At 72.9% G+C, this 23,386-nt stretch carries 23 protein-coding genes; 10 read left to right on the top strand and 13 right to left on the bottom strand.

The genetic code is table 11. From position 1 onward, the window contains the following. Positions 1-48: 48 nt before the first annotated feature. The gene (locus ABZ478_RS26410; protein ID WP_359553131.1) at positions 49-936 is read right to left on the bottom strand and encodes an RNA polymerase sigma factor SigF; all 888 of its coding nucleotides are present in this window, start codon (positions 934-936) and stop codon (positions 49-51) included. A 243-nt stretch (positions 937-1,179) separates the two neighbouring features. Between ABZ478_RS26410 and ABZ478_RS26415 the strand changes: the two genes are divergently transcribed. Further along, complete coding sequence (locus ABZ478_RS26415) at positions 1,180-1,590, top strand: helix-turn-helix transcriptional regulator (protein ID WP_359553132.1); 411 nt, start codon at positions 1,180-1,182, stop codon at positions 1,588-1,590. A gap of 29 nt (positions 1,591-1,619) precedes the next feature. Here ABZ478_RS26415 and ABZ478_RS26420 read toward each other — a convergent pair whose 3' ends face one another. Beyond that, positions 1,620-2,843: an epoxide hydrolase family protein gene (locus tag ABZ478_RS26420; protein WP_359553133.1), complete on the bottom strand. Its 1,224-nt coding sequence runs from the start codon at positions 2,841-2,843 to the stop codon at positions 1,620-1,622. A gap of 121 nt (positions 2,844-2,964) precedes the next feature. Between ABZ478_RS26420 and ABZ478_RS26425 the strand changes: the two genes are divergently transcribed. The 3 genes from ABZ478_RS26425 (at position 2,965) to ABZ478_RS26435 (ending at position 5,096) form a co-directional block, all read left to right on the top strand. Then, positions 2,965-3,447, top strand: a complete 483-nt coding sequence (locus ABZ478_RS26425; protein WP_359553134.1) for a VOC family protein — start codon at positions 2,965-2,967, stop codon at positions 3,445-3,447. A gap of 103 nt (positions 3,448-3,550) precedes the next feature. Beyond that, entirely contained in the window at positions 3,551-4,345 is a 795-nt protein-coding gene (locus ABZ478_RS26430; protein WP_359553135.1) for a VOC family protein, read from the top strand. A gap of 46 nt (positions 4,346-4,391) precedes the next feature. After that, positions 4,392-5,096: a ribonuclease H gene (locus ABZ478_RS26435; protein WP_358934380.1), complete on the top strand. Its 705-nt coding sequence runs from the start codon at positions 4,392-4,394 to the stop codon at positions 5,094-5,096. 28 nt (positions 5,097-5,124) lie between these two features. On the opposite strand, the gene ABZ478_RS26440 is transcribed toward ABZ478_RS26435, so the two are convergent. Together ABZ478_RS26440 and ABZ478_RS26445 are read right to left on the bottom strand one after the other, a co-directional pair. Then, positions 5,125-5,946, bottom strand: a complete 822-nt coding sequence (locus ABZ478_RS26440) for a tyrosinase family protein (protein ID WP_359553136.1) — start codon at positions 5,944-5,946, stop codon at positions 5,125-5,127. Between the two features lie 35 nt (positions 5,947-5,981). Then, positions 5,982-6,356 carry a tyrosinase cofactor gene (locus tag ABZ478_RS26445; RefSeq protein ID WP_359553137.1) on the bottom strand — a complete coding sequence of 125 codons (375 nt, stop codon included), beginning with the start codon at positions 6,354-6,356 and terminating at the stop codon, positions 5,982-5,984. 342 nt (positions 6,357-6,698) lie between these two features. Between ABZ478_RS26445 and ABZ478_RS26450 the strand changes: the two genes are divergently transcribed. From ABZ478_RS26450 to ABZ478_RS26470, 5 genes are all read left to right on the top strand, one after another. Beyond that, a complete protein-coding gene (locus tag ABZ478_RS26450; RefSeq protein WP_359553138.1) occupies positions 6,699-7,916 on the top strand; it encodes an FAD-dependent monooxygenase in 1,218 nt (405 codons plus the stop codon). A gap of 85 nt (positions 7,917-8,001) precedes the next feature. Beyond that, positions 8,002-9,492 carry an MFS transporter gene (locus ABZ478_RS26455; protein ID WP_359553139.1) on the top strand — a complete coding sequence of 497 codons (1,491 nt, stop codon included), beginning with the start codon at positions 8,002-8,004 and terminating at the stop codon, positions 9,490-9,492. After that, positions 9,489-10,130 carry a TetR family transcriptional regulator gene (locus ABZ478_RS26460; protein WP_359553140.1) on the top strand — a complete coding sequence of 214 codons (642 nt, stop codon included), beginning with the start codon at positions 9,489-9,491 and terminating at the stop codon, positions 10,128-10,130. The genes ABZ478_RS26455 and ABZ478_RS26460 overlap by 4 nt, the downstream gene beginning before the upstream one ends. An 87-nt stretch (positions 10,131-10,217) precedes the next feature. Next, positions 10,218-11,201, top strand: coding sequence for an aldo/keto reductase (locus tag ABZ478_RS26465; protein ID WP_359553141.1), 984 nt, complete (start codon positions 10,218-10,220; stop codon positions 11,199-11,201). Positions 11,202-11,253: 52 nt separating this feature from the next. Beyond that, entirely contained in the window at positions 11,254-11,748 is a 495-nt protein-coding gene (locus tag ABZ478_RS26470) for a DUF6328 family protein (RefSeq protein WP_359553142.1), read from the top strand. 4 nt (positions 11,749-11,752) lie between these two features. Here the strand turns inward: ABZ478_RS26470 and ABZ478_RS26475 are convergent, their stop codons facing one another. From ABZ478_RS26475 to ABZ478_RS26515, 9 genes are all read right to left on the bottom strand, one after another. Then, a complete protein-coding gene (locus ABZ478_RS26475) occupies positions 11,753-12,406 on the bottom strand; it encodes a DUF2238 domain-containing protein (protein ID WP_359553143.1) in 654 nt (217 codons plus the stop codon). A gap of 156 nt (positions 12,407-12,562) precedes the next feature. Then, positions 12,563-12,988: an SsgA family sporulation/cell division regulator gene (locus ABZ478_RS26480; protein WP_359553144.1), complete on the bottom strand. Its 426-nt coding sequence runs from the start codon at positions 12,986-12,988 to the stop codon at positions 12,563-12,565. Between the two features lie 123 nt (positions 12,989-13,111). Further along, entirely contained in the window at positions 13,112-14,083 is a 972-nt protein-coding gene (locus ABZ478_RS26485; RefSeq protein ID WP_359553145.1) for an LLM class F420-dependent oxidoreductase, read from the bottom strand. Positions 14,084-14,132: 49 nt separating this feature from the next. Beyond that, on the bottom strand, positions 14,133-15,704 hold the full coding sequence (locus ABZ478_RS26490) for a serine/threonine-protein kinase (RefSeq protein WP_359553146.1): 1,572 nt from the start codon (positions 15,702-15,704) through the stop codon (positions 14,133-14,135). A gap of 242 nt (positions 15,705-15,946) precedes the next feature. Continuing rightward, positions 15,947-16,915, bottom strand: coding sequence for a threonine/serine dehydratase (locus ABZ478_RS26495; RefSeq protein ID WP_359553183.1), 969 nt, complete (start codon positions 16,913-16,915; stop codon positions 15,947-15,949). Positions 16,916-17,002: 87 nt separating this feature from the next. Next, positions 17,003-18,034 carry a polyprenyl synthetase family protein gene (locus tag ABZ478_RS26500; RefSeq protein WP_359553147.1) on the bottom strand — a complete coding sequence of 344 codons (1,032 nt, stop codon included), beginning with the start codon at positions 18,032-18,034 and terminating at the stop codon, positions 17,003-17,005. Continuing rightward, the gene (locus ABZ478_RS26505) at positions 18,031-19,071 is read right to left on the bottom strand and encodes a tetratricopeptide repeat protein (protein WP_359553148.1); all 1,041 of its coding nucleotides are present in this window, start codon (positions 19,069-19,071) and stop codon (positions 18,031-18,033) included. Before ABZ478_RS26505 ends, ABZ478_RS26500 begins: the two co-directional genes overlap by 4 nt. 152 nt (positions 19,072-19,223) lie before the next feature. Beyond that, the gene (locus ABZ478_RS26510; RefSeq protein ID WP_359553149.1) at positions 19,224-19,901 is read right to left on the bottom strand and encodes an AIM24 family protein; all 678 of its coding nucleotides are present in this window, start codon (positions 19,899-19,901) and stop codon (positions 19,224-19,226) included. Positions 19,902-19,999: 98 nt separating this feature from the next. Beyond that, a complete protein-coding gene (locus tag ABZ478_RS26515) occupies positions 20,000-21,217 on the bottom strand; it encodes a serine hydrolase domain-containing protein (RefSeq protein ID WP_359553150.1) in 1,218 nt (405 codons plus the stop codon). 307 nt (positions 21,218-21,524) lie between these two features. Between ABZ478_RS26515 and ABZ478_RS26520 the strand changes: the two genes are divergently transcribed. Next, the gene (locus tag ABZ478_RS26520; protein WP_359553151.1) at positions 21,525-23,312 is read left to right on the top strand and encodes a M4 family metallopeptidase; all 1,788 of its coding nucleotides are present in this window, start codon (positions 21,525-21,527) and stop codon (positions 23,310-23,312) included. Positions 23,313-23,386 lie beyond the last annotated feature (74 nt).

Genomic DNA, 23,386 nt, shown 5'->3' on the forward strand with positions numbered 1-23,386 from the left:
CGTGAGCCCGGGCGCCGAGCGCCCGGGCTCACGTCGTGGTGTGTCGTGTCAGGCGCAGCCGAGTTCGCCCAGCATGCCCTGGCGCAGTCGGGTGATGATCCGCTTGATCAGTCGGGACACGTGCATCTGGGAGCACCCCAGCCGTTCCCCGATCTCCGCCTGGGTCGCCTCCTCGACGAACCTCATGTGGATGATCTGCCGGTCGCGGTCGCTGAGCTCGTTCATGAGCGGGGCCAGCGCGTGGAAGTCCTCGACGAGTCGCAGGCCCTCCTCCTCCACGCCGATGAAGTCGGCGAGGACCGCCTCGCCGTCCTCGGGGCCGTCCCCGGTGAGCGCGGCGTCCAGGGAGGCGGAGTTGTAGCCGTTGGAGGCGAGCTGGGCTTCGACCACCTGGCTCTCGGTGATGTTCATCAGGGTGGCCAGCTCGGCGACCGTCGGGTCCCGGTCCAGCCGGCTCGACAGCTCCTCGCGGGCCCGCGCCAGTTCCACGCGCATCTCCTGGAGCCGCCGCGGCACGTGCACCGCCCAGGTGGTGTCGCGGAAGAACCGCTTGATCTCGCCCACGATGTACGGCAGCGCGAAGGAGGTGAACTCGACCTCGCGCGCCAGCTCGAACCGGTCGATGGCCTTGATCAGGCCGATCATGCCGGTCTGGACGATGTCCTCCATGTCGTCACCGCGGTTGCGGAAGCGGCCCGCCGCGAACCGCACCAGCGACATGTTCATCTCGATGAGGGTGTTGCGCGCGTACTGGTACTCGTGCGTGCCCTCCTCCAGCTCCGTCAGCCGGCGGAAGAACTGGCGGGACAGCTCCCGGGCGTCACGCGGCGCGACGGAGGCCGGGTCCGCGATGCCGGGCAGTGCCTCCTCCTGTGCCCTCCCCTGCTCGGTCCTCTCGACGACCTCTGCCTCCGACCGGATCCCGGCGGTTTTCATTACCTCTCCCCACGTCAGTCACGGTTCGAGCCTGCCGCATCGGACTGTGGTCCGATCCCTGTGCATGTCGCGTGTCCCCCGCGTACCCGGAATCCGGGCACGCATGCCTGCTCACGGTGGTGCTCACGCGGCGGGTACCCCCGGTTGACCGATGCATGCCTGCCCGCGTCCAGCCGATTTCGCGCCCGGAGGAATCGGCGCGCGGCCCGGCGGTGACGGCCGCCGCGACCCTAGGCTGAGAGGGTGACCGACCAGGTGAGCAACGAAGCCCGTGTGATCCCCCTGCGCCGCGAACCCCGCCGCCCGGACGCCGGCGGCCCGCAGCCCGCCCGGCCCGGCGCGCCGCGGCCGGCGCCCGCCGAGCCCCTGTGGCGCGATCTGGTCGGGGACGTGCTGCGCCGCGAGCGGCAGGCCCAGGAGCGCACGCTGCGGGATGTCGCCGACGCTGCCCGGATCTCCCTGCCCTACCTGTCCGAGATCGAACGCGGCCGCAAGGAGGCCTCCTCCGAGGTCCTCGCGGCCGCCGCCCGCGCCCTCGGGCTGGGACTCGGCGACCTCCTGTCCCGCACCGGGTCCGAACTGACCCGCCGGACGAGCACGAGCCCCCGCACCGGGCACCGGGCGCCGTACAACGGGCTCTGCCTGGCGGCCTGACCGCACCCGGCCGGGCCCTGGCCGGGCGGTCAGCCGGCCGTGCTCCGACGCGGTCGCCCGCTCTCACGCAGTTGCCGGAAGAAGGCCCGGACGTCGCCGACGATCAGGTCCGGTTCCTCCATGGCCGCGAAGTGCCCGCCCCGGTCGAACTCCGTCCACCGCACGATGTTCTCGGTCCGGTCCGCCTTGTGGCGCAGCGGGATCTGGGGTTCGGCCGGGAACAGGGCCAGGGCGGTCGGCACCGGGGACGGCTCGGCGGGCCGGGCGGCACGGCCGGCGGCGTGCGCGCGCTCGTAGTAGATACGGGCGGACGAGCCGGCCGTACCGGTCAGCCAGTACAGCATCACGTTGGTCAGCAGCCGGTCCCGGTCGACCGCCTCCTCCGGCAGCTCCTTGGAATCGCTCCATTCCCGGAACTTCTCCACGATCCAGGCCAGCTGGCCCACCGGGGAGTCCGTCAGCCCGTAGGCGACGGTGTGCGGGCGGGTCGACTGGAGCACGGCGTACCCCGTGCCCTCCCGTGACCACTCCTCCCACCGGCTCCACGACCTGAGCGTGTTCTCCTGTTCCCGCGGCGCCAGCGCGCCGAGCTCCTCCTCGGTGGGCCGGGTGGCCGCCTGGGCGCCGGGCAGCAGATTGAGGTGGACGCCGGTCACCCGGTCCGGATGGGCGCGGCCCAGCTCGCGGGTGACGGCCGCGCCCCAGTCACCGCCCTGCGCGCCGAACCGCTCGTATCCGAGCCGCCGCATCAGCTCCGCCCAGGCGTCCGCCACCCGCCCCGCCTCCCAGCCCGGTTCCGTGGTGGGCCCGGACAGCCCGAAGCCGGGCAGGCTGGGTACGACCACGTGGAACGCGTCGGCCGCGTCACCGCCGTGGGCCACCGGGTCGGCGAGCGGCCCGGCCACGTCCAGGAACTCCACGACCGAGCCCGGCCAGCCGTGGGTCAGGACCAGCGGGATGGCGTCGGGTTCCGGGGAGCGCAGATGCGCGAAGTGGATCCGGGCGCCGTCGACGGTGGTGGTGAACTGCGGCCACTCGTTCAGCCGCGCCTCGGCGGCCCGCCAGTCGTAATCGTGCCGCCAGTAGTGGGCCAGCTCCCGCAGATAGCCGGCCGGAACGCCGTACTCCCAGCCCGCGCCCGGCAGTTCCGCGGGCCAGCGGGTGCGGTCGAGGCGGTCGTGCAGGTCGTCGAGGTCGCTCTGCGGGACCGACAGGCGGAAGGGCTGGATGCTCTCGGCGGGCGAAGAGGTCATGGTTGTGATGCTATGTGCCGTTCCGTTCACCCATGCGGATTGTCCGGCGGCCCCACCGATGAGTTTCGGGCGGAGCAGCCGTCTGTACAGGCGACCGCGTTCCACGCTCCAGGAGGTACTCATGAACACCGACGGATTCACCACGTGTCTCTGGTTCGACGGCCAGGCCGAGGAGGCGGCGGAGTTCTACGTCTCGGTCTTCAAGAACTCCAGCGTCGGCCGGGTCAGCCGCTACCCCGAGGGCAGCCCCGGTCAGGCCGGATCGGTGATGAGCGTGGAGTTCACGGCCAACGGGCAGAAGTTCGTCGCCCTGAACGGCGGCCCCCAGTTCAAGTTCAACGAGGCGATCTCGTTCCAGCTCCACTGCTCCGACCAGCAGGAGATCGACCACTACTGGAGCCGGCTCACCGAGAACGGCGGCGAGGGCGGGCCCTGTGGCTGGCTCAAGGACCGCTACGGCGTCTCCTGGCAGGTCGTCTACGACCGGCTGACCGACATGATCTGCGTACCGGACAAGGAGAAGGCGGAGCGGGTCACCCGCGCCATGATGAGCATGGGCAAACTGGACGCCGCCGCGCTGGACAGGGCGTACGCGGGGGAGTAGCGCCGCCGGTGCCCCGCGCCCGGCGCGCGCGCCGGGCGCGGGATGACTAGCGTTCTGTCCAGGGGCGGACGACGCGATCAGCCGAGCGGAGAGGGCCACGACCATGGCCGTGCAACCTGAGGGAACGCCATGCTGGGCCGACGCGATGTTCGGCGACCTCGAGGGCGCCAAGAACTTCTACGGCGAGGTCCTCGGCTGGAGCTTCGGCGAGTCGTCGCCCGAGTACGGCAACTACACCCAGGCCTACGCCGACGACCAGGCGGTGGCCGCCGTGGTGCCGCCCATGCCCGGCCAGGAGGGCCAGTCGCAGTGGTGCCTGTACTTCGCCTCGCCGGACGCCGCCGCCACCGCGGAGCGGATCCGGGACAACGGCGGAGAGGTGCTGATGGAGCCGATGCAGGTCGGCGAGTTCGGCACCATGTGCCTGGCCCGCGAGCCCAGCGGCGCCGTGTTCGGCGTGTGGCAGGCGGGCAGCCACGAGGGCTTCGACGCCACGGCGGTGCCCGGCGCCTACTGCTGGGCGGAGGTCTTCACCCGCGACCCCGAACGCACGGACGCCTTCCTGACCGCCGTCTTCCCGTACCGGGCGAAGCGGATCGCGGACGACGCGATCGACTTCCGCATGTTCGACATCGGTGAGGAAACCGTCCTCGGCCGGATGCTGATGACCGACGACTTCCCGCCCGAGGTGCCGTCGTACGTCAACGTCTACTGGACCGTCGACGACTGCGACGCGGCCGTGGCCCGGGCGACCAAGCTCGGTGCCGTCCTGCACTTCGGGCCCATGACCAGCCCCTTCGGCCGGTTCGCGGCGCTCAGCGACCCGCAGGGCGCCAACTTCTCGGTGATCGATGTCAAGACCGCCGAGGGCGAGATGCCGCAGATCGCGGAGGACTGACCCGCGGCCGGGCGGGACCGGATCCGGCGACCGCCGCGGCCGTGGCATGATCGGCCGTATGCGTGAACGTGTGGTGGCCGCGTGCGACGGGGCTTCGAAGGGAAACCCGGGACCGGCCGGATGGGCGTGGGTGGTCTCCGACGACGAGCGGACCGCGGCCCGCTGGGAGTCCGGCCCGCTCGGCCGGGCCACCAACAACGTCGCCGAGCTGACCGCTCTGGAGCGGCTGCTCGCCTCCGTCGACCCGGACGTGCCGCTGGAGGTCCGGATGGACTCCCAGTACGCGATGAAGGCCGTCACCACCTGGCTGCCCGGCTGGAAGCGCAACGGCTGGAAGACCTCGGCCGGCAAGCCGGTCGCCAACCAGGACCTCGTGGTGCGCATCGACGCGCTGCTCGACGGCCGGTCGGTGGAGTTCCGCTACGTCCCCGCCCACCAGGTGGACGGCGACCCGCTGAACGACTTCGCCGACCGCGCCGCCAGCCAGGCCGCCACCGTCCAGGAGGCGGCCGGCAGCGCGCTCGGCTCGCCGGAGCCCCCGCCCTCGCCCGACACCCCGGCGGCCGGTGCGGCACGGAAGAAGGCGCCCCGCCGCACCGGCGGCGGTGCGGCGGCCCGCTCCTCCTCCCGCACCATCAAGGCGAAGTTCCCCGGGCGCTGCCTGTGCGGCCGCTCCTACGCGGCCGGCGAGTCCATCGCCAAGAACGCGCAGGGCTGGGGCCACCCGGAGTGCCGCACCGCGGACGCCTGACCGGCGGGCCCGTGGGCCGCGCCGGGCGTCAGCGGTCGAACGTGTAGAACCGCGTGTGGTCCAGCAGGTCCGCCGGACGCACGTCGTTCCAGGGCTTCATCGTCTCGTTCAGATCGACGACGTCCGGCGTCCCGCCCGCCGGCACGTATCCCGAGTCCGGGTGCCGGTGCTGCCACTGGGCCCACAGCTTGTCGATGTAGGCGTGGTGCAGCCAGAACACCGGGTCGTTGGGGGAGACGCCGGTGGCCATCTGGCCGCCGACCCACACATGCACCCGGTTGTGCAGGTTCACCCCGCGCCAGCCCTCCAGGTGGTTGCGGAAGCCGTCCGAGGCGCTGTTGTACGGCGCCATGTCGTACGCCTGCATCGCCAGCACCGATTCGACCTCCCGGGGCGTCGGCAGCTCGCGCACACCGGTGCCGAGCGAGCGGCGCAGGAAGGAACGGCCGTCCACCCGGACGCTGACCGGCCAGTCGCCGGTGGCCGCGGCGAACGGACCGTCCATCACCCGGCCGTCCGAGGCGCGCCCGGTGCCGCCCAGGAAGTCCGGCGCCCACAGCGAGGCGCGCACCGTGCGGTCGGTGCTCCAGTCCCAGTAGGGCAGCGCCACCGTGGGGTCGACCGACTGCAGCGCCCGTTCGAAGTCCAGCAGGAATCTGCGGTGCCAGGGCAGGAAGGACGGGGACCGGTGGCCGGTCCGTTCACCCGTGTCGGTGTCGGACATGATGAAGCCGTTGTGCGTGCGGACGAACTCGTCGTAGCGTCCGCTGCGCTTGAGTTCGAGGACGGCGCCGGTGAACCGGCGCTTCTCGTCGGCGGTCAGGTCGGCCTGGTTCTTGCGTACGGTCATCTGCGTGGTGCTCCGGAAGTTCCTTGCGGGGGCGGTCAGTTGGCGGGGAACGGCAGCAGCGGAGCGCCCTGCAGCTCGTCCACCGCGGCACGGGCGGCGGCGCGCGGGGTGGGCACCGGGTCGTAGTGGCTGACCACGCTGATCCAGGTTCCGTCGGCGTTGCGCATCAGGTGCAGCTCCACGCCGTCTATGAACACGGAGTAACCGCCGCCGTGTTCGTGGTGGTGGCCGCCGCCGTCCGACGGACGGCCCTGTATCCGGCGTCCCTTGTAGACCTCGTCGAAGGAGTCCGGTGCGCCGTGGTGGTGTTCGGCGGCCGGCGCGGCGGGCGCGAGGAGTGTGACGGCCGAGGCCGTGGCGGCGAGAGCGGCCGCCGTGGTGAGCGCGCGGCGCCGGGTGAGTGCGGGCATGCGGGTCCTCCTGCGGGGAGCGAGTGGTGACTCCGCATGCCTACCGGGTACTCCGGGAGGGGGAGAAATCATCCGGAAGTGGTTGGCCGTGATCAGGACAATTGGATACATGTCGTGCAAGGTTGAACCAAGATGATCTTGCTGTGGCGGTGGCCCGCGCCGTCCCGGAACGGGGAATTCCTTGCCGGTGCGGACGGGATCGCGGTGATCCTTCCCGTCGGCGGCCCCTTCGAGTGGCGCGGGTCACCGCGCCAGGCTGACGCGATCCGCAAACCCGCCCCCACGCCGGACTCCCTGCTACCCTGCGGTGTCGTTCGAGCACGTTGAGTAATCGTCAGGGGTGTGCGTGTGAAGGTCGTCTGTGTCGGAGGCGGGCCCGCGGGCCTGTACCTCGCCATCCTGCTCAAGCGGCAGCACCCGTCCCACGACGTCACCGTCCATGAACGCGACCCCGAGGGCTCGACCTACGGCTGGGGCGTCACGTACTGGCGCGGACTGCTCGACCGGCTGCACGCCCACGACCCCGAGTCCGCGCGGGCGATCGAGGAGAGCTCGGTGCGCTGGAACCAGGGCGTCGCGCACATCCGCGGCCAGGTGGCCCGGCAGCCCGGCGACGAGGGGCACGGCATCGGGCGCCACCGCCTGCTCGAGATCCTCGCCGGGCGCGCCCGCTCCCTCGGCGTACGGCTGGAGTTCGCCAGTGAGATCGCGGCCACCGCCCTGCCGCAGGCCGACCTGGTCGTGGCGGCCGACGGCGTCCACAGCGCGCTGCGCGCCCGGCACGCCGGCCACTTCGGCACCCGGCTCGAAGAGGGCCGCAACCGCTATGCCTGGCTCGGCACCACCAAGGTCTTCGACGCCTTCACCTTCGCCTTCGTGGAGACCGCGCACGGCTGGATCTGGGCCTACGGCTACAAGTACGGCGACGACCACAGCACCTGCGTCGTGGAGTGCGCCCCGGACACCCTCGCCGGTCTCGGCCTGGACCGGGCGGACCGCGGCGAGGGACTCGCGCTGCTGGAGAAGCTCTTCGCCGGCGTGCTCGACGGGCACCCCCTCATCGACCGCTCACCGGCGGGCGGCGGCGCGCCGTGGCCGGCCTTCCGCACCCTGACCAACCGCACCTGGCACCACGGCAACCTCGTGCTGCTCGGCGACGCCGCCCACACCACCCACTACTCCATCGGCGCGGGCACCACCCTCGCCCTGGAGGACGCCATGTGCCTCGCCGGCTCCCTGCGCCGGCACGCCTCCCTGCCGGAGGCCCTGACCGCCTACGAACTGCAGCGCAGGTCCGAACTGCTCTCCGCGCAGAGCGCCGCCCGCTACAGCGCCCAGTGGTACGAGAACCTGCCGCGCTACGCCGAACTGCCCCCGCACCGGATGTTCGCCCTGCTCGGCCAGCGCCACTCCCCGCTGCTGCCCCACGTCCCGCCGCAGCTCTACTACGGCATCGACAAGGCGGCCGGCCAACTGGAGGTACTGCGCAGGCTCAAGCGCTGGCTGGGCCCCCGTGCCGCCCGCGCCCTGCACGCCCGGTCGGCGGCCGGCCGGCGCTGAGCGGAAAGACATTGGTGAATGGCCATTCACCCGATAGGGTGAATTGTTATTCACCAACGTTCTCACGTCGCCCGCAGGAGCGCCGATGGACCAGCCGGCACCGACGTCCCAGCCCGGCACCGACGTCACGCCGCCCCGCCTGCGGGACCGGCTCACCATTCCCGTGCTGGCCTCGGGCGGCATCCTCATGGCCGTCATGCAGACGGTCGTCGTCCCCCTGCTGCCGGACCTGCCGCGGCTCACCGGGGCGTCGGCGGCCACCGTCTCCTGGACGGTCACCGCGACGCTGCTCTCCGGAGCGGTGCTCACCCCCGTGCTCGGCCGGGCCGGCGACATGTACGGCAAGCGGCGGGTGCTCATCGGCGCGCTCGCCCTGATGACCGCCGGCTCCGTGATGTGCGCCCTGTCCTCCGACATCCGCGTGCTCATCGCGGCCCGCGCCCTCCAGGGCGCCGCCGCCTCGGTCGTCCCGCTGTCCATCAGCATCCTGCGTGACGAACTGCCGCCGGAGCGCCGCGGCTCGGCGGTGGCGCTGATGAGCTCCACCGTCGGCATCGGCGCCGCCCTCGGCCTGCCACTGGCCTCGCTGGTGGTGCAGTACGCCGACTGGCACACCATGTTCTGGCTCACCAGCCTCCTCGGCGCGCTCGGTGTGACGGCGACCTGGTGGGCGGTCAGGGAGTCGCCGGTGCGCGAGCCCGGCCGCTTCGACGTCCTGGGCGCGGTCGGTCTGGCCGCCGCCCTCGTGAGCCTGCTGCTCGGCGTGTCGCAGGGCGGCCAGTGGGGCTGGGGCAGCCCACGCGTCCTCGCGCTGTTCCTCGCCGCCGCCGTGATCCTCGCCCTGTGGTGGTGGCACCAGCTGCGCACCGAGCGGCCCCTGGTGGACCTGCGCCTGGTCACCCGCCCCCGGGTGGGCCTGTCCCATGTGGCGGCCATGCTGACCGGATTCGCCTTCTACGCCAACTCGCTGGTGACCGCCCAGCTCGTGCAGGCGCCTAAGGCCACCGGGTACGGCCTCGGCCTGTCGATCGTCGCCACCGGTCTGTGCCTGCTGCCCGGCGGCGTCACCATGCTGCTCTTCTCGCCGCTGTCCGCCCGTATCTCCGCCTCCCGCGGCCCGCGCGTCACCCTCGCCCTCGGCGCCGCCGTCATCGCCTGCGGCTACGCGCTGCGCATCGCCGACAGCCGCGACCTGTGGATGATCATCCTCGGCGCCACGGTGGTGGCGACCGGCACCACCCTCGCCTACTCCGCGCTGCCGACCCTCATCCTGCGCGCCGTGCCGGCCGCCCAGACGGCCTCCGCCAACGGCGTCAACGTCCTGATGCGCACCATCGGCCAGGCCACCTCCAGCGCCGCCGTCACCGCCGTCCTCGTCCACCACACCAGCCTCGTCGGCGGTCTCCCGGTGCCCACCCTGCACGGCTACCTGCTGGCGTTCACGATGGCCGGCGCCATCGCCCTGGTCGCCTGCGCCGCGGCCCTGTCCATACCCGGCGACGGGCCCTCGGGCGGCACCCGGCGCGCCCGCGGTGCCGCCCGGGGCGCCCGCGACGAGGCGATGGAGGGAGCATGAGTGCCGTGAGCACCCCATCCGGCCGCCGCGCAGCCGCACCGGCGCCCCGCGGAACCACCCCCGCGCCCCCCCACGACACCGCCCCCGCACGGCGCGACGCCGAGGCCACCAGGACGGCCATCCTCAAGGCCGCCCGGTATCTCCTGGCCCGGCACGCCCACGCCGACATCACCCTCAGGGCGGTCGCCGAACGGGCCGGGGTCAGCCCGCCGCTGATCCTGAAGTACTTCGGCAACAAGGACGCCCTCTTCGCCCGCGTGATGTCCTTCGACACCGACGCCGACGACCTGCTCGACGCGCCGGTGGAGGCGCTGGGCCGGCACATGGTCCGGCACGTCCTGGCCAGCCAGCGCGACCGTGGCGCCGACCCCCTGGTGCGGATCGCCTTCGCCCCCCTGCACGGTGACCACGGCGAGGTCCTGCGCGCCAACTTCCGCGCCCAGGTGACCGAACGCCTCGCCGCCCGGCTCACCGGCCCCGACCGGGGACTGCGTGCCGAGCTCGCCGTCGCGGGCCTGCTCGGCCTGGGCGTGATGTACGGCGTCGCCCGCGGTCCGCATCTGCGCGGGACCGACCTCGACGTCATCGCCGACCGTTACGGCCCTCTCGTCCAGGCACAGTTGACGCCCCGGGCCTGACCCCCCGCGGTCCCGGTGTCCGGCGCCGTGCCTCCCCGGAACCACCCGGTCCGGCGGTCCGGGAGGCCGGATGACAGACTGGGCGGTATGGACGAACGCGTGATGGACAGGTCGGGACAGTGGGCGTCGGTCGTCGGGCTCGGCACCTGGCAGCTCGGCGCGGACTGGGGCGAGGTCGACGACAAGGAGGCCCTGTCCGTCCTGGAGGCGGCGGCCGAGTCCGGCGTCACCTTCCTCGACACGGCCGACGTGTACGGCGACGGGCGCAGCGAGGAGACCATCGCCACCTTCCTGCGCAGCCGGCCCGACCTGCACGTGCTCGTGGCCACCAAGATGGGCCGCCGGGCCGAGCAGCTGCCGGAGAACTACGTCCTGGACAACTTCCGTGCCTGGAACGACCGGTCCCGCCGCAACCTCGGCGTCGACCGCATCGACCTGGTGCAGCTCCACTGCCCGCCGACCCCCGTGTACTCCTCCGGCGAGGTGTTCGACGCCCTCGACACCCTGGTGGCCGAGGAGCGCGTCGCGGCGTACGGCGTGAGCGTGGAGACCTGCGCCGAGGCGCTGACCGCGATCGCCCGGCCGAACGTGGCGAGCGTGCAGATCATCCTCAACCCGTTCCGCATGAAGCCTCTCCTCGAGGTGCTCCCGGCGGCCCGCGAGGCGGGCGTCGGCATCATCGCGCGCGTGCCGCTCGCCTCCGGCCTGCTGTCCGGCAAGTACACCAAGGACACGGTCTTCGCCGCCGATGACCACCGCACCTACAACCGGCACGGCGAGGCCTTCGACCAGGGCGAGACCTTCTCCGGCGTCGAGTACGCCACCGGCGTCGAGGCGGCCGCCGAGTTCGCCGCGCTCGTTCCCGAGGGCTTCACCCCGGCCCAGCTCGCCCTGCGCTGGATCATCGAGCAGCCCGGCGTGACCACGGTCATCCCCGGCGCCCGCAACCCGGAGCAGGCCCGCGCCAACGCGGCCGCGGCCAAGCTGCCCGCGCTGTCCGCCGAGACGCACGCGGCGATCCGCGAGCTGTACGAAAGCCGTGTCCGGGAGCAGGTCGAACACCGCTGGTAGCCACCGCGAAACCGTCCGTTTGAACGAACCTTCACCCGGTTAAACGGATCGCATGACGCAGGAGGGGCGGCGCACGGGCCGCGACGAGACCGAAGAAGAGCGGGCCGACCGGATGTGGGGTGAACTCATCCAGGAGGTCCGCGTCGCCCAGACGGGCGTGCAGATCCTGTTCGGTTTCCTGCTGACGGTCGTCTTCCAGCCGAAGTACGCGACGCTGGCCCGGACCGATCAGCTCATCTACATCGTGACCGTCGTCCTGGGCGCCTGCGCGACCGGCGCCCTCATCGGCCCGGTGTCCCTGCACCGCCTGGTCTCCGGGCGGCGGGTCAAGCCGCAGGCGGTGCGCATCGCCTCCCGGCTGACCTTCGTCGGGCTCGTCCTGCTGCTCGCCACGATGACCTCCTCGCTGCTGCTGATCCTGCGGGTCGCCACGCACGACGGCTACGTCCCCTATCTGGTCACCGCCGTGGTCGTCTGGTACCTGGTGTGCTGGTACGGGCTGCCCCTGTGGGCGCGCCGCCGGCACACCGGCCGCAGCGACGACTGACCGGTCAACCGGCGGTCCGCGCCGCCAGGGCCGCCAGCTGGCGGTCGTGCGCCCGGCTGAGCAGCAGCAGCGACATGACCGCCCCGATCAGCGCGCAGAACATGTCCCACTGGGTGTCCCAGACATCGCCCTGGGTGGCGAGGAACGCGTCCGCGCCGTGCCCGCCGATCTCGGCGGCCGTCCACTCCAGCAGCTCGAAGCAGGCGCTGAAGGCGAGACAGGCGCACACGGTCAGCGGGGCGAGCCAGCGGCTGCCGCGCAGCGGAGAGGTGCGTACGAGCAGTTCGCGCACCAGGACGGCCGGGACGAAGCCCTGCATCAGGTGCCCGAAACGGTCGTAGGGGTTGCGGGAGAGGCCGAAGACGTCCCGCACCCAGTCGCCCAGCGGCACCTGCGCGTACGTGTAGTGGCCGCCGACGGCGAGCACCAGCGCGTGCGCCGTGAGCAGCCCGTACAGCAGCCCGGTCAGCGGGAAGCGCCGCCGGGCCAGCACCACCAGGGGCAGCCCGGCCAGCGCCCAGAACGTCTCCAGGAACCAGGTGGTGCGGTCGCGCACGTCCCACGCCGACACGGCGAGGCCCACGGCCACCACGCCCGCGAACAGGGCGGGCGGCACACGGCGCGGGGCGGGAAGCGGGGCGGGGCGCACTGCGGTCATGGCGGGGCTCCTTGCCGGAGGAGTCGTGGACGACGAAGGAGCCCCATCGTGCGGCCGGCGCGCCGGCGCGGACATGAGTACGGCTACTCAGGGGCGCCCCGCCCATGACTCAGCCGGCGGCCGTCCGCCCGCTCGGCCACCCGGCCCGGCCGCCGCTCAGCCCGTGGAGAGGATCTCCGCCAGCAGCTCGTCCACCTGGACCTCCTCCTGCCCGGGCGGGACCACTTCCCGGGTCTCGTGCAGGAACGCGGCGACCGCCGGTGCCCAGGCGTACACCACCGCGTGGTGGCGGCCGCCGTCGGGCCGGTAGTCGCCGAGGAACTCCATGCGCAGCTCCCGCCACCGCCCGGCGGAGACCGGGCGCAGCCGGACGTCGCCGACGCCGACCGGGCCGGTCAGCCCGTCGGAGAGCATCTCCCGGTCCAGCCGCCACCGGGCCAGCACCCGGCCGTCGTGGCCGAACGCGGCGGTGACGGCGAACGGGTCCTCGGCGTCATAGCTCAGATGGGCGAGCACCGGACACCGGGCGGTGCCCTCCGCCTGGAGCTGCACCACCAGGGTCTTGTGCACGAAGCGGTTCACCAAGGTCCTCCGGAAGCAATCGGCGTAGGGACCTCTAGTACCCCGTACAGGCCTGAAATGCTCACCCTTACGGCTCAATCCGTACCGCCTCCGTTCTCGCCCTCCCGCTTTCGCCCTCCCGAGTCAGCCGAACTCCTCGCGCAGGGCGGGCAGCAGGGTCTTCGCCGACCAGTCCAGGAACTCCGGCTGCGAGTCGCCACCGATCTGCACCAGGGCGACCTCCCCGAACCCGGCCTCGGCGTACGGCCGTACGGCCTCGACGAACGCGTCCGGGTCGTCACCGCAGGGGATGGCGGAGGAGACGTCGTCGGTGGTCACGAACTGGGTCGCGGCCTCGAAGGCGTCGGGGTGCGGCAGCTCGGCGTTCACCTTCCAGCCCAGGCCGAACCAGCGGAACTGGGCGTGCGCCCGCTTCACCGCGGCCTCCCGGTCGGGGTCGTAGCACACCGGCAACTGGCCCACCCGGGGCTTGCCGGTGCCGCCGTGCCGGTCGAAGGCCTCCAGCAGCCCCTTCTTCGGCTCGGTGGCGATGACCAGGTCGGCGAGGTGCCCGGCGAGCTTGCAGGACTGTTCGCCGGAGACGGCGAGGCCGATCGGCGGCGTCTGGTCCGGCAGGTCCCACAGCCGGGCCGACTCCACGTCGTAGTGCGTGCCGTGGTGGGTGACGTGGCCGCCCTCCAGCAGCGCGCGGATGATCTCCACCGCCTCCTCCAGCATCTCGTGGCGCACGTCCACCGGGGGCCAGCCGCCGCCCACCACGTGCTCGTTGAGGTTCTCGCCCGCGCCCAGCCCGAGCCGGAACCTGCCCTCGGACAGCAACTGCATCGTCGCCGCCTTCTGCGCCACCACGGCGGGGTGGTAACGGATCAGCGGACAGGTCACGTAGGTCATCAGCGGGATCCGCGAAGTGGCCTGCGCCGCTGCGCCTAGCACGCTCCACGCGTACGGGGCGTGGCCCTGGGAACGCAGCCACGGGAAGTAGTGGTCCGAGGTCACCGAGAAGTCGAAGCCGGCCTCCTCGGCCCGCACCAGGTGGTCCACCAGGTCCCTGGGGCCGGCCTGCTCGGTCATCATCGTGTATCCGATTTGCACCATACGACGCGAGTCCCCGGGCTGCCGGAGCGAAAACGGCCGGTGCCGCCGGTCAGTCCCCCGGCGCGCGGAAGGTCCGCAGGAAGGTCTTCAGCGCGATGGTGCCGGCGGAGTCGCCCCAGTCCGCGGCCGGTGTGGTGTACCGCAGCGAGAAGCCGCGTCCGCCGCCCAGGAGGAAGCCCCGCCCGAGGGTGTGCGTACGGGCGGCGCCGGAGCCGGCCACCCATTCCAGGTCCGCCGCCCGGTGCGTGCGGTAGGTGAGGGCCCGCACGGTGCCGATCCGGTGATAGCCGGGGAGCCGTGCCAGCGCCGGTTCGACCTCGTCGCGCCAGACGGCGACCGGGTCCGGGCCGACCCGCTCGCTGTAGGTGACGGCGAGCGTGGGGGAGGCGCCGCCGGTGCCGAAGGTGACGCGGTAGGCGTGGTCGGCCGCGCGCGAGGTGGCCAGGCGCTTCCAGCCCGCCGGCAGAGCCACGGAGAAGCCTTCCGGAGCGGTGTAGCGCCGGTAGCCGGCCGGCAGGGCGGGGGAGCTGCTCGGGCCCGGGCTCGCACCGGGGCCGGCGCCGCCGTCGCCGGTGCGGCCGGGCGGCGGGACGGCCGTGGCGGTGGTCCGGGCCGGGGCGGACGCGGTGGTGGTGCCCGGCAGCAGGTGGGTCACGGCCAGCACGGCGGCCGCGACGGTGACGACGGCCAGGGCGGTCCCGGCCACCAGCAGCCGCCTGCCCGGAGCCGGTGCGGCGTGCCGTACGGCCGCGTAGGCGTCGCGCAGCCGGGGCGCGGGCGCGGGACACCGGTCCGCGTCGGAGTCCTCGTCGAGGGCCCGGACCAGGGCGTCCCGGACGACGCCCCGGATGAGCCGCTCACGGGAGTCCTTGCGCAGCAGGCCCTGGACGGCCTGGGTGAGGGGGCCGGTGCGCAGCGGAGTGCGCAGCGGCAGCCGGTCCACGGCCCGCAGGGTGGCGTCGGGCCGGCCGCGGTCGCGGAAGGGCGGACGCCCCTCGACCGTCGTGTAGAGGATCGCGCCCAGCGCCCACAGGTCGGCGGCCGGTCCGACGCGCTCGTCGCGGGCCTGTTCCGGCGAGGCGTACGACGGCGCCGTGAGCCGCGGGGCCAGTGTCGTGCCCGCCAGCCCGAACCCGGCCACCAGGACCGGTCCGCCGTCCCGGACGAAGACCTGGCCGGGGCTCAGCTCGCCGTGGGTGATGCCCTCGTCGTGCGCCGCCTGGAGGACGTCGAGGATGTCCAGGCCGAGCCGTGCCGCCCGGACCGGGTGGAACGGGCCCTCCCGGTCGAGGAGTTCGCCGAGCGGCGTGCCCTCGATCCGGTCCGTGACCGTCCACAGGGTGCCCGCCTCCACGACGGCGTCGACCACCGGGGCGACCCGCCCGGGGCACAGCAGCCGCATGATCTCGGAGGTCCGCATCACCCGGGCCGTGGCGCGCCGTACGGTGTCCGCGTCGGCGGTGTCCGGCAGCTCGGTCCGCGCCATCAGCCGGGGCCGGCCGGACGTCACGTCCTCGGCGTGCCACCACAGCCGGTTCGTCTCGCGGGCGGAGACCTCCAGCAGCCGGTACCGGCCGGCGATCAGCCCGTGTGCGGAGACGTGCGCCTTGACCATGGTCATCCCTCGCTGAGACCCCTGACTCGACTTGCCCAGAGGTACGCGGGGTGCGCCGGGGTGCGTTCAAAGGAACCGCGACTCCGGCCCCGTTCCTGCCTTTTATTCAACGCGTCGACAGGGGCGGGCGGTTTACGAAGGCGGCGCGCGGCCGGGCATCGACCTGTGGGTTACCGACGGTAGACGCCCGGCTGTACAGCGCGTTCGCCGGCCGCGGCGGGGGGGTCCGCCCCGAGCCGGCGACGAGTTCAGAGCAGTCCGAAGCGGTCCGCCCAGCCGAAGAGCTCCCCGGGCGCCGCGTTGCCCCCGCACACCACGAGCCCGAGCCGGGCTCCGTCGCCGACGCGGTCCAGCACCAGCCGCGCCGCCGGAAGCAGACAGCCGGCGGCCGGTTCGGTCCAGAGCTTGGCCCGGTCGGCGAGGTCCAGGCAGCCCCGCACCGCATCCCGGTCCGGGACCACCAGGACCTCCTCGACCAGCGCCGACACATGGTCGTACGTCAGCCGCGACACGGAGGGCGCGCTCAGCGTGGTGACGAGCGAGGACACCGGCCCCTGCCGGGGACCGCCCGCCCGGAGCGCACCGGACATGGCCTCGGCGCCCTCCGTCTCCACGCCCCACACCCGTACCCCCGGGCAGCGGGCGCGCAGCGCGGCCGCCACACCGGCGATCAGACCGCCGCCGCCCACGCTGACCAGGACGTCCGTCGGCCCGTCGGAGCCGGCGGTGTCCTCGGCCAGCTCCAGTCCCACCGTGCCCTGCCCGGCGATCACGACCGGATCGTCGAACGGGTGGACCAGGGTCAGCCCCTCGTCCCGCAGGTCCATCACCAGCTCGAAGGCGCTGTCCATGCCGTCGGTCAGCCGCACCGACGCCCCGGCAGCCTCAACCAGCCCGATGGACCGCGCGGGTGCGGTGCGCGGCATGACCACGGTCGCCTTCACGTCCAGGGCCGCCGCCATCTCCGCGACCGCGATCCCGTGGTTGCCGCCGCTGACCGCCACCACGCCGGCCGCGCGCTCGGCCCCGCTCAGCGACAGCAGCTTGGCCGTCGCGCCACGCGCCTTGAACGAGCCGGTGCGCTGCAGCAGTTCGAGCTTGGCGGTGACCGGGACGCCGAGCAGGTCCGTGAGTCCGGGGCTCGGCACGGTCGGCGTCCGTACGACGTGGCCGGCGATCCGCCGTGCGGCGGCTTCGATGTCCGGGAGGCCGGTCAGGCTGGTCAAGGTCGTTCACCTTCCCGGCGCGGGCTTGGGAACCGCGCCGTCGGCACCCTGACCCGCGGACACGCGCGAGGTCAACTCTCAGAGGTCGCGGTCCACCAGGTGGTCCAGCAGGCCGAGCAGCTCCCCGGCGGCGCCCGTGGCCGCCGGCAGTCCGCGGACCAGCTCCCGGGCGACGGCCGTGTGCGCGCGGGCCTCGGCCAGCGCCGCCGCCCGGCCGCCCGCCTCCTCGATCAGCGCGGCCGCCTCCCCGGCCCGCCCCGCCGGACCCAGCAGCGCGGGCAGGTGACGGGCGGCGGGGGAGCCGAGGGCGAACAGCACGGGGAAGGTCTTCTTGCCCTCCCGCAGATCGCCGCCCACGGGCTTGCCGGTGACCTCCGGGTCGCCCCAGATGCCCAGTACGTCGTCCACGAGCTGGAAGGCGACGCCCAGGTGCCGTCCGGCCCGGTCCAGCGCGGTGACGGCCTGCTCCCCGGCCCCGCCGAGCGCGGCGCCCAGCGCGGCGGCGCAGCCGAGCAGCGCGCCCGTCTTGTGCTCCGCCATCGCCCGGTACTCCCCAGGTGTCACCCGCTCGGGGCCGGCGCAGGGCCGCGTGGCGAACAACAGGTCGTCGGCCTGCCCGCGCACCAGGTCGGCCAGGGCGGCGGAGAGCAGCCGTACGCCGCCCGGGCCGCCGGGCGCGGCGGCCAGCGTCTCCACGGCCAGCGCGAACAGGGCGTCCCCGGCGAGCACCGCCGGACCCGTGCCGTACGCCTTCCACACCGCGGGGCGGCGCCGCCGGGTCGCGTCGCCGTCCATGATGTCGTCGTGCAGCAGCGAGAAGGCGTGCACCAGCTCCACCGCGACCGCCGCCGGGATCCCGGCCCGTCCGTCGGCACCCGCCGCCTCGGCTCCGAGCACCGCGAGCGCCTGGCGCACCCCCTTGCCGCCGGGCGCGGCGGCGGGCGCGCCGCCCACCTCGCACCAGCCGAAGGAGTACGCGGCCATCTCGGCCACCCAGGGGTGCAGCCGCTCCACCGCCTCCGCCAGGGCCGGGCGCACCAGCGCCCGGCAGCGGTCGAGGGTGCCCACGGCCGAGGGCGGTGCCTGCACCGCCGGAGAGGGGCCGCTCACCGTACGGCCTCCGTGTCCAGGCCGAACTCCCGCTGCGCCCGGGCCACCATCTCCCGCGCGTGCCGCAGCCCGGCGCGCTCCAGCACCCGGGCCAGGTCGGCGAGTTCGGCCGCCGTCCCGGCGCGGTCGCGGCCCAGGCGTGCCAGCGACTTGGCGAGCCCGAGCCGGGACAGCGCCTCGCCGCGGGGCTCGCTCATCGCCCGGAACTCCTCCAGGGCCAGCTCGTACAGCTCCCGTGCCTCGGCGTAACGGCCGGCGCGGTAGAAGACGTTGCCGCGCATCTTGTGGTTGTAGGCGAGCGCGCTGGTGAGGTTCATCGCCCGGCAGGTGGTCTCCGCCCGGGAGAGCAGCTCCAGGGCCCGCTCGGTGTCGCCGTCGCGGACCGAGACGATGTCGGCCAGGCCGCGCAGCGCCCAGGCGTGGCCGCGCCGGTCTTCGGCCCGCTCGGCTATCTCCGCCGCCTCCTCGAACAGCGTGTACGCCCGGTCGTGGTCGCCGGTGTTGCGGTGCATCTGCGCGATGCCCTCCAGCGCCCACACGGTGTGCCGGGCCTCCCCGCGCCTGCGGGCCTCGGCGAGCAGCTGCTCGTGCAGCCGGCCGACCGCCTCGTAGTCGCCCTGGATGCGCCCGGTCTCCGCGAGACCCGCCAGCGAGTAGCCGCGGACCACGACGTCGCCGCCCCGCTCACCGAGTTCGGCGGCGAGCCCCAGCAGCCGCCACGCCAGTGGGAACGCCCCGCGCTGCCGGGCCAGGGTGCCGCCGCTCCACAGCGCCCACGCCATCGCGGCCGTGTCACCCGCGTCCCGGGCGGCGCGGTAGCTCGCCTTCCAGGCCCGGTCGGCGTCCCGCACCCGGCCGAGCCGCCGGTGCGCCTCGGCGACGGCGAGCCCGCAGCGGGCCGCCTCGCCCGGCAGACCGGACCGCTCGGCCTCGCGCAGCCGCTCGGTGCCCTCGGCCAGTACGTCGACCAGCGAGGAGTTCACGGACAGGGTGGTCAGGGCGCCCTGGTACTCCGGGGCGAAAGCCTTGCCGTACATGCATGCCCTTCTATACACGAAGTGTATACACAGTGTGTATAGCACGCCGAAAAGGTGCCCCGGCCCGCAGGCCGGGGCACGGTCTGTCGTGGGTCAAGACGCCGGTACGCGGGGCGGGGTTGCCCGTGCGGCGCAGATCACTTCACGGGGCGTCAGTGCTGCTGCGCCTTCTGCGGCGTCGCCTCGCTGGGCCGCACCACGACGAACCCCTCGCCCTGGAGCATCAGTTGCACCGCCTCGCCCGAACCGCCGCGCAGCATCGAGCCGAGGGACTGCGAGCGGTGCAGCGAGGTCTGCAGGTGCGCGGTCCAGCCGACCACCGCGTCGGTGTCGACGTACACCGGCTGCTGTGCCGAGACGGGTATCACCAGCGGGTTGCCCTCGCAGACCAAACCGAGCCGGCCCTGTCCGCTGAACACGCTGTTGAACAGGCCGCCGCCGGCGATGCCCGAGCCCTTCACGGTCTTGATCTCGTAGGACAGCGAGGCGTCGAAGCACAGCACGTTGCGGCCGTTGACGGTGAACAGGTCGCCCGGCTCGACCTCGACGATGAAACAGTTCTGCGCCTCGTGCGCGAACCAGACCTCGCCCTGGCCGCGCACGGCCATCAGGGGCAGCCCCTCGCCGGTGACGGCGCGCTTGAGCATCCCGCCGACGCCCTGGCCCTTGCGCTCGAACTGCAGGCTGCCCCGGTGGGCGATCATCGCGCCCTGACGGGCGTGCATCTCGCCGTTCACCGCGTACTTGATGCACTTGGCGTTCTCGACGGTCATGCCGGCCTCGACGGCCGGCCGCACCACGTGCTCACTGGAAAAGAGGGAACCCTTCATGCGGTGCATGGTGTCCCGGACGCACTCGTTCCGCCAAGATCACGGCACGTGACCGCCCGGCCACCGGGTTCCCTCGCCGGTCCCGGTCCCGGTTCCTGTCACTGCCTCAGATCCCGCTCCCCGGCGGCCGGGACGCGCAGGGCCTTGCCCGTGCCCTTCCCGGTGCTCCTGCCGCAGAACGCCGACTCCAGCGTGCCGGCCAGTGTGCCGAGCACCCTGGCGTTGTTGGAGGTGTTGACGGCGGCCGTGAGCGCCCGCTCGCCGTCCTTCGAGGCGAACGCGTAGGTGTAGAAGCCCTGGACGGCACCCGTGTGCCCGTACACCGAGACGCCGCAGGACAGGTCGCGCCGGCGCAGCCCGAGTCCGTACGACGTGGTGGCGTCGACCCGGTTGAAGCGCTCCATCTCCGCGAGCCGGGCGGTGGAGAGCAGCTTGCCGCGCAGCAGCGCGGAGTAGAAGGTGTTCAGGTCCCTGGCGCTGGAGATGAGCGCGCCCGCGCTCTGGGCCCAGGACACCGTCTGGTCGGTCGCGTCGACGAGTTTCGCGCCGGCGGTGTCCGGGGTGAGGTAGCCGTGGGCGTGCCGGCCCGGGATCTTGGTGTCCGGGTGCACGTAGAACGTGTCACGCAGCCCGAGCGGGGTGATCAGCCGCTTCTCGTAGGCGTCGCGCACGGACGTGCCGGTGAGCTTCTCGATGAGGAGACCGGCGACGACGTAGTTGGTGTTCGAGTAGGAGTAGGCGGCGCCGGGCGCGTTGGTGCGGGGCTTGTTCAGGGACAGGGCGACCAGGTCGCGGTAGCCGAAGACCTTGTCGCGGACCGCTTCGAAGCCGGACACGCTCTTGGCGAACATGTCGTTGCTGTAGTCGTACAGGCCGCTGCGGTGGCTCAGCACGTGCCGGACCGTGATGCGGTCGTCCGGCAGCAGCTTCGGCAGGTACCGGTTGACCGGGGCGTCCAAGTCCAGCTTGTGCTCGTCGGCCAGTTGCAGCAGGACGACGGCGGAGAAGGACTTGGTGACGCTGCCGATGCGGAACCGGTCCGCGACGCTGATGCCCTGACGGGTGCTCCGGTCGGCGAAGCCCCGGGTCACCAGGTACGAGTCGTCGCCGTCGTCGACGCGCGCCAGCGCGCCCGGGGCGCCCTGGTCCACCGCCGAGCGCAGCACCGCGTCCAGGCCGCCGACATCGGGTGCGGGCAGCGCCGTCGCCGCCGTCCGGGCGTCCGCCTCCGGGGTCGCGGCCCGCGCCGGGACCGTGAGCAGCGACAGGACCGCCGCTCCGAGTACCGCACCCCTGCCGACCCTTGCTGAGACCATCCGGTTCCACTCCCGTCCTGGCGGTTCACGATGCGACATCGGTCACATTCCGGCCTGGAACCTAGGGGATGGCGGCGACGTCTCCACAGTCGACACACAGTTGGTCATCTCGCGATCACCCTGTGGCAGGCATTTGCAAAGGATTGCCATAGAAGAGCGCGAAATGGATCATTCCGCCTTTACGTGGACATGACTGATCCATAAGGGTTGCTTCCGGGGCCCGACCAGCCCCCGTGGCGCTCAACTCCGCCACGTCTCAGGGCGGTTGGGACACCTGCCGCCTTCGAACGAAGGAACCCTGATCAGATTGCGTAGACCGCACATACGCACCGCGGCGATCGCCGTCGCGGTGGCGACCGCTGCCACGGGTCTGGCCGGTACGGCCTTCGCGGGTCCCTCCACCGGTGGGGAGCGCTCCGCCGCGTCCACCACCACGACCGCCACGGCGGTGGTGAAGGCGGCGCAGGCCGCGGCCTTCGCCCACACCGCGGCGACGGGGGTCGCGCAGGGCGACGAACTGCACGCCCAGGACGTGCTCGTCGACCCCGAGGGCGCGCGCCACGTGCGTTTCGTCCGCACCCACGACGGGATGCCGGTGCTCGGCGGCGACCTCGTCGTCCACCTGGACCGGCGGCTGGCCTACACGGGGGTCACCAGCGCGGCCACACACGCCGTCAAGCCCGCCGCCGCCAAGCCCGAGCTGACGGCCGCACAGGCCGCGGCCAAGGCCGCCCGCGCCGCCAAGGGCGAGGCGGGCGACGCCGAGTTGGTGGTGGACGCCCGCGCCGGCTCCGCCGCCCTCGCCTACCAGGTCACGGTGACCGACAACGGCACCTCCAACACCGTCGTCGTCGACGCCGTCACCGGCAAGGTGCGCAGCAACACCCCCGTCGCCGACGAGTTCCTGTCGCCGAAGCTGCTCGCCGCGCTGCGCAGGAGCGGCCAGACGGCCGACCCGGCCACCGGCGCCGGCTCCGCCACCGGTTCCGGCCTGCTCGGCTCGGGCGTCTCCGGCGTCACGCACTACCCGGCGACCGCCAAGGGCACCGGCAAGACCCTCTTCGTGGGCAGCGTCGGTCTGACCACCACGGCCACCTCGCGCGGCCACTACCAGCTCAAGGACCCGAACCGGTACGGCACCGAGACCCGGGACGCCAAGGGCAGCGAGACCGAGTCCTTCGGCGCGGGCTCGAAGTTCACCAACACCACCAACGTGTGGGGCAACGGCAAGACCTCCAGCCGGGCCAGCGCCGCCGCCGACGCGCAGTACGGCATCACCAAGACGCTGGACTTCTACAAGAAGACCTTCAACCGCAAGGGCATAGCCAACAACTCCAAGGCCGCCCGCGGAATGGTCCACTGGGGAAACAAGGTCGCCAACGCCTTCTGGGACCCGACCTGCAACTGCATGCTCTACGGCGACGGTGACGGCCAGGTCTTCAAGAAGCCGCTCGTCGTCCTCGACGTCACCGGTCACGAGCTGACCCACGGCGTGGTGGAGGCGACCGCCGACCTGCAGCCCACCTTCGTCGACAGCAGCGGCAACCAGTACGGCGAGCCCGGTTCGCTGAACGAGTCGCTCGCCGACATCTTCGGCTCCAACGTCGAGTTCTACGCCAACAACACGAAGGACACGCCGGACTACCTGGTCGGCGAGAAGCTGGGCCTGGACCAGAAGTTCCTGCGCCGCCTCGACCACCCCTCGCTCGACAAGCTCGAGGGCACCATCGACTACTGGTCGGCGGACACGTACTACACCGAGGTGCACGCCGGTTCCGGCGTCTCCTCGCACGCCTACTACCTCCTCGCGGAGGGCAGCGGCACGAAGACGATCGGCGGCGTCAAGTACAACTCGCCGACCTACCACAACGCCTCCACGGTGAAGGGCATCGGCCGCACCAAGGCCACGGCCATCTTCTACCGGGCGCTGACCCGCTACATGGTCTCCACCACCGACTTCCACGGCGCGCGCGTCGCGACGCTGAAGGCGGCCAAGGACCTCTACGGCTCGACCAGCACCGAGTACAAGACGGTGGACAAGGCGTGGGCCGCGGTCAACGTGACCGCCGCCAACACCCCGGCCGCCCGCCACTGACGGACGTCCGCACCCCGCACCACCGGATGCCCCGCCCCGCGCGGGGCATCCGCACGTCCGGGCGCCCCCGCCGG

It is taken from the genome of Streptomyces sp. NPDC005706, from assembly GCF_040631045.1.
Lineage (GTDB): Bacteria > Actinomycetota > Actinomycetes > Streptomycetales > Streptomycetaceae > Streptomyces.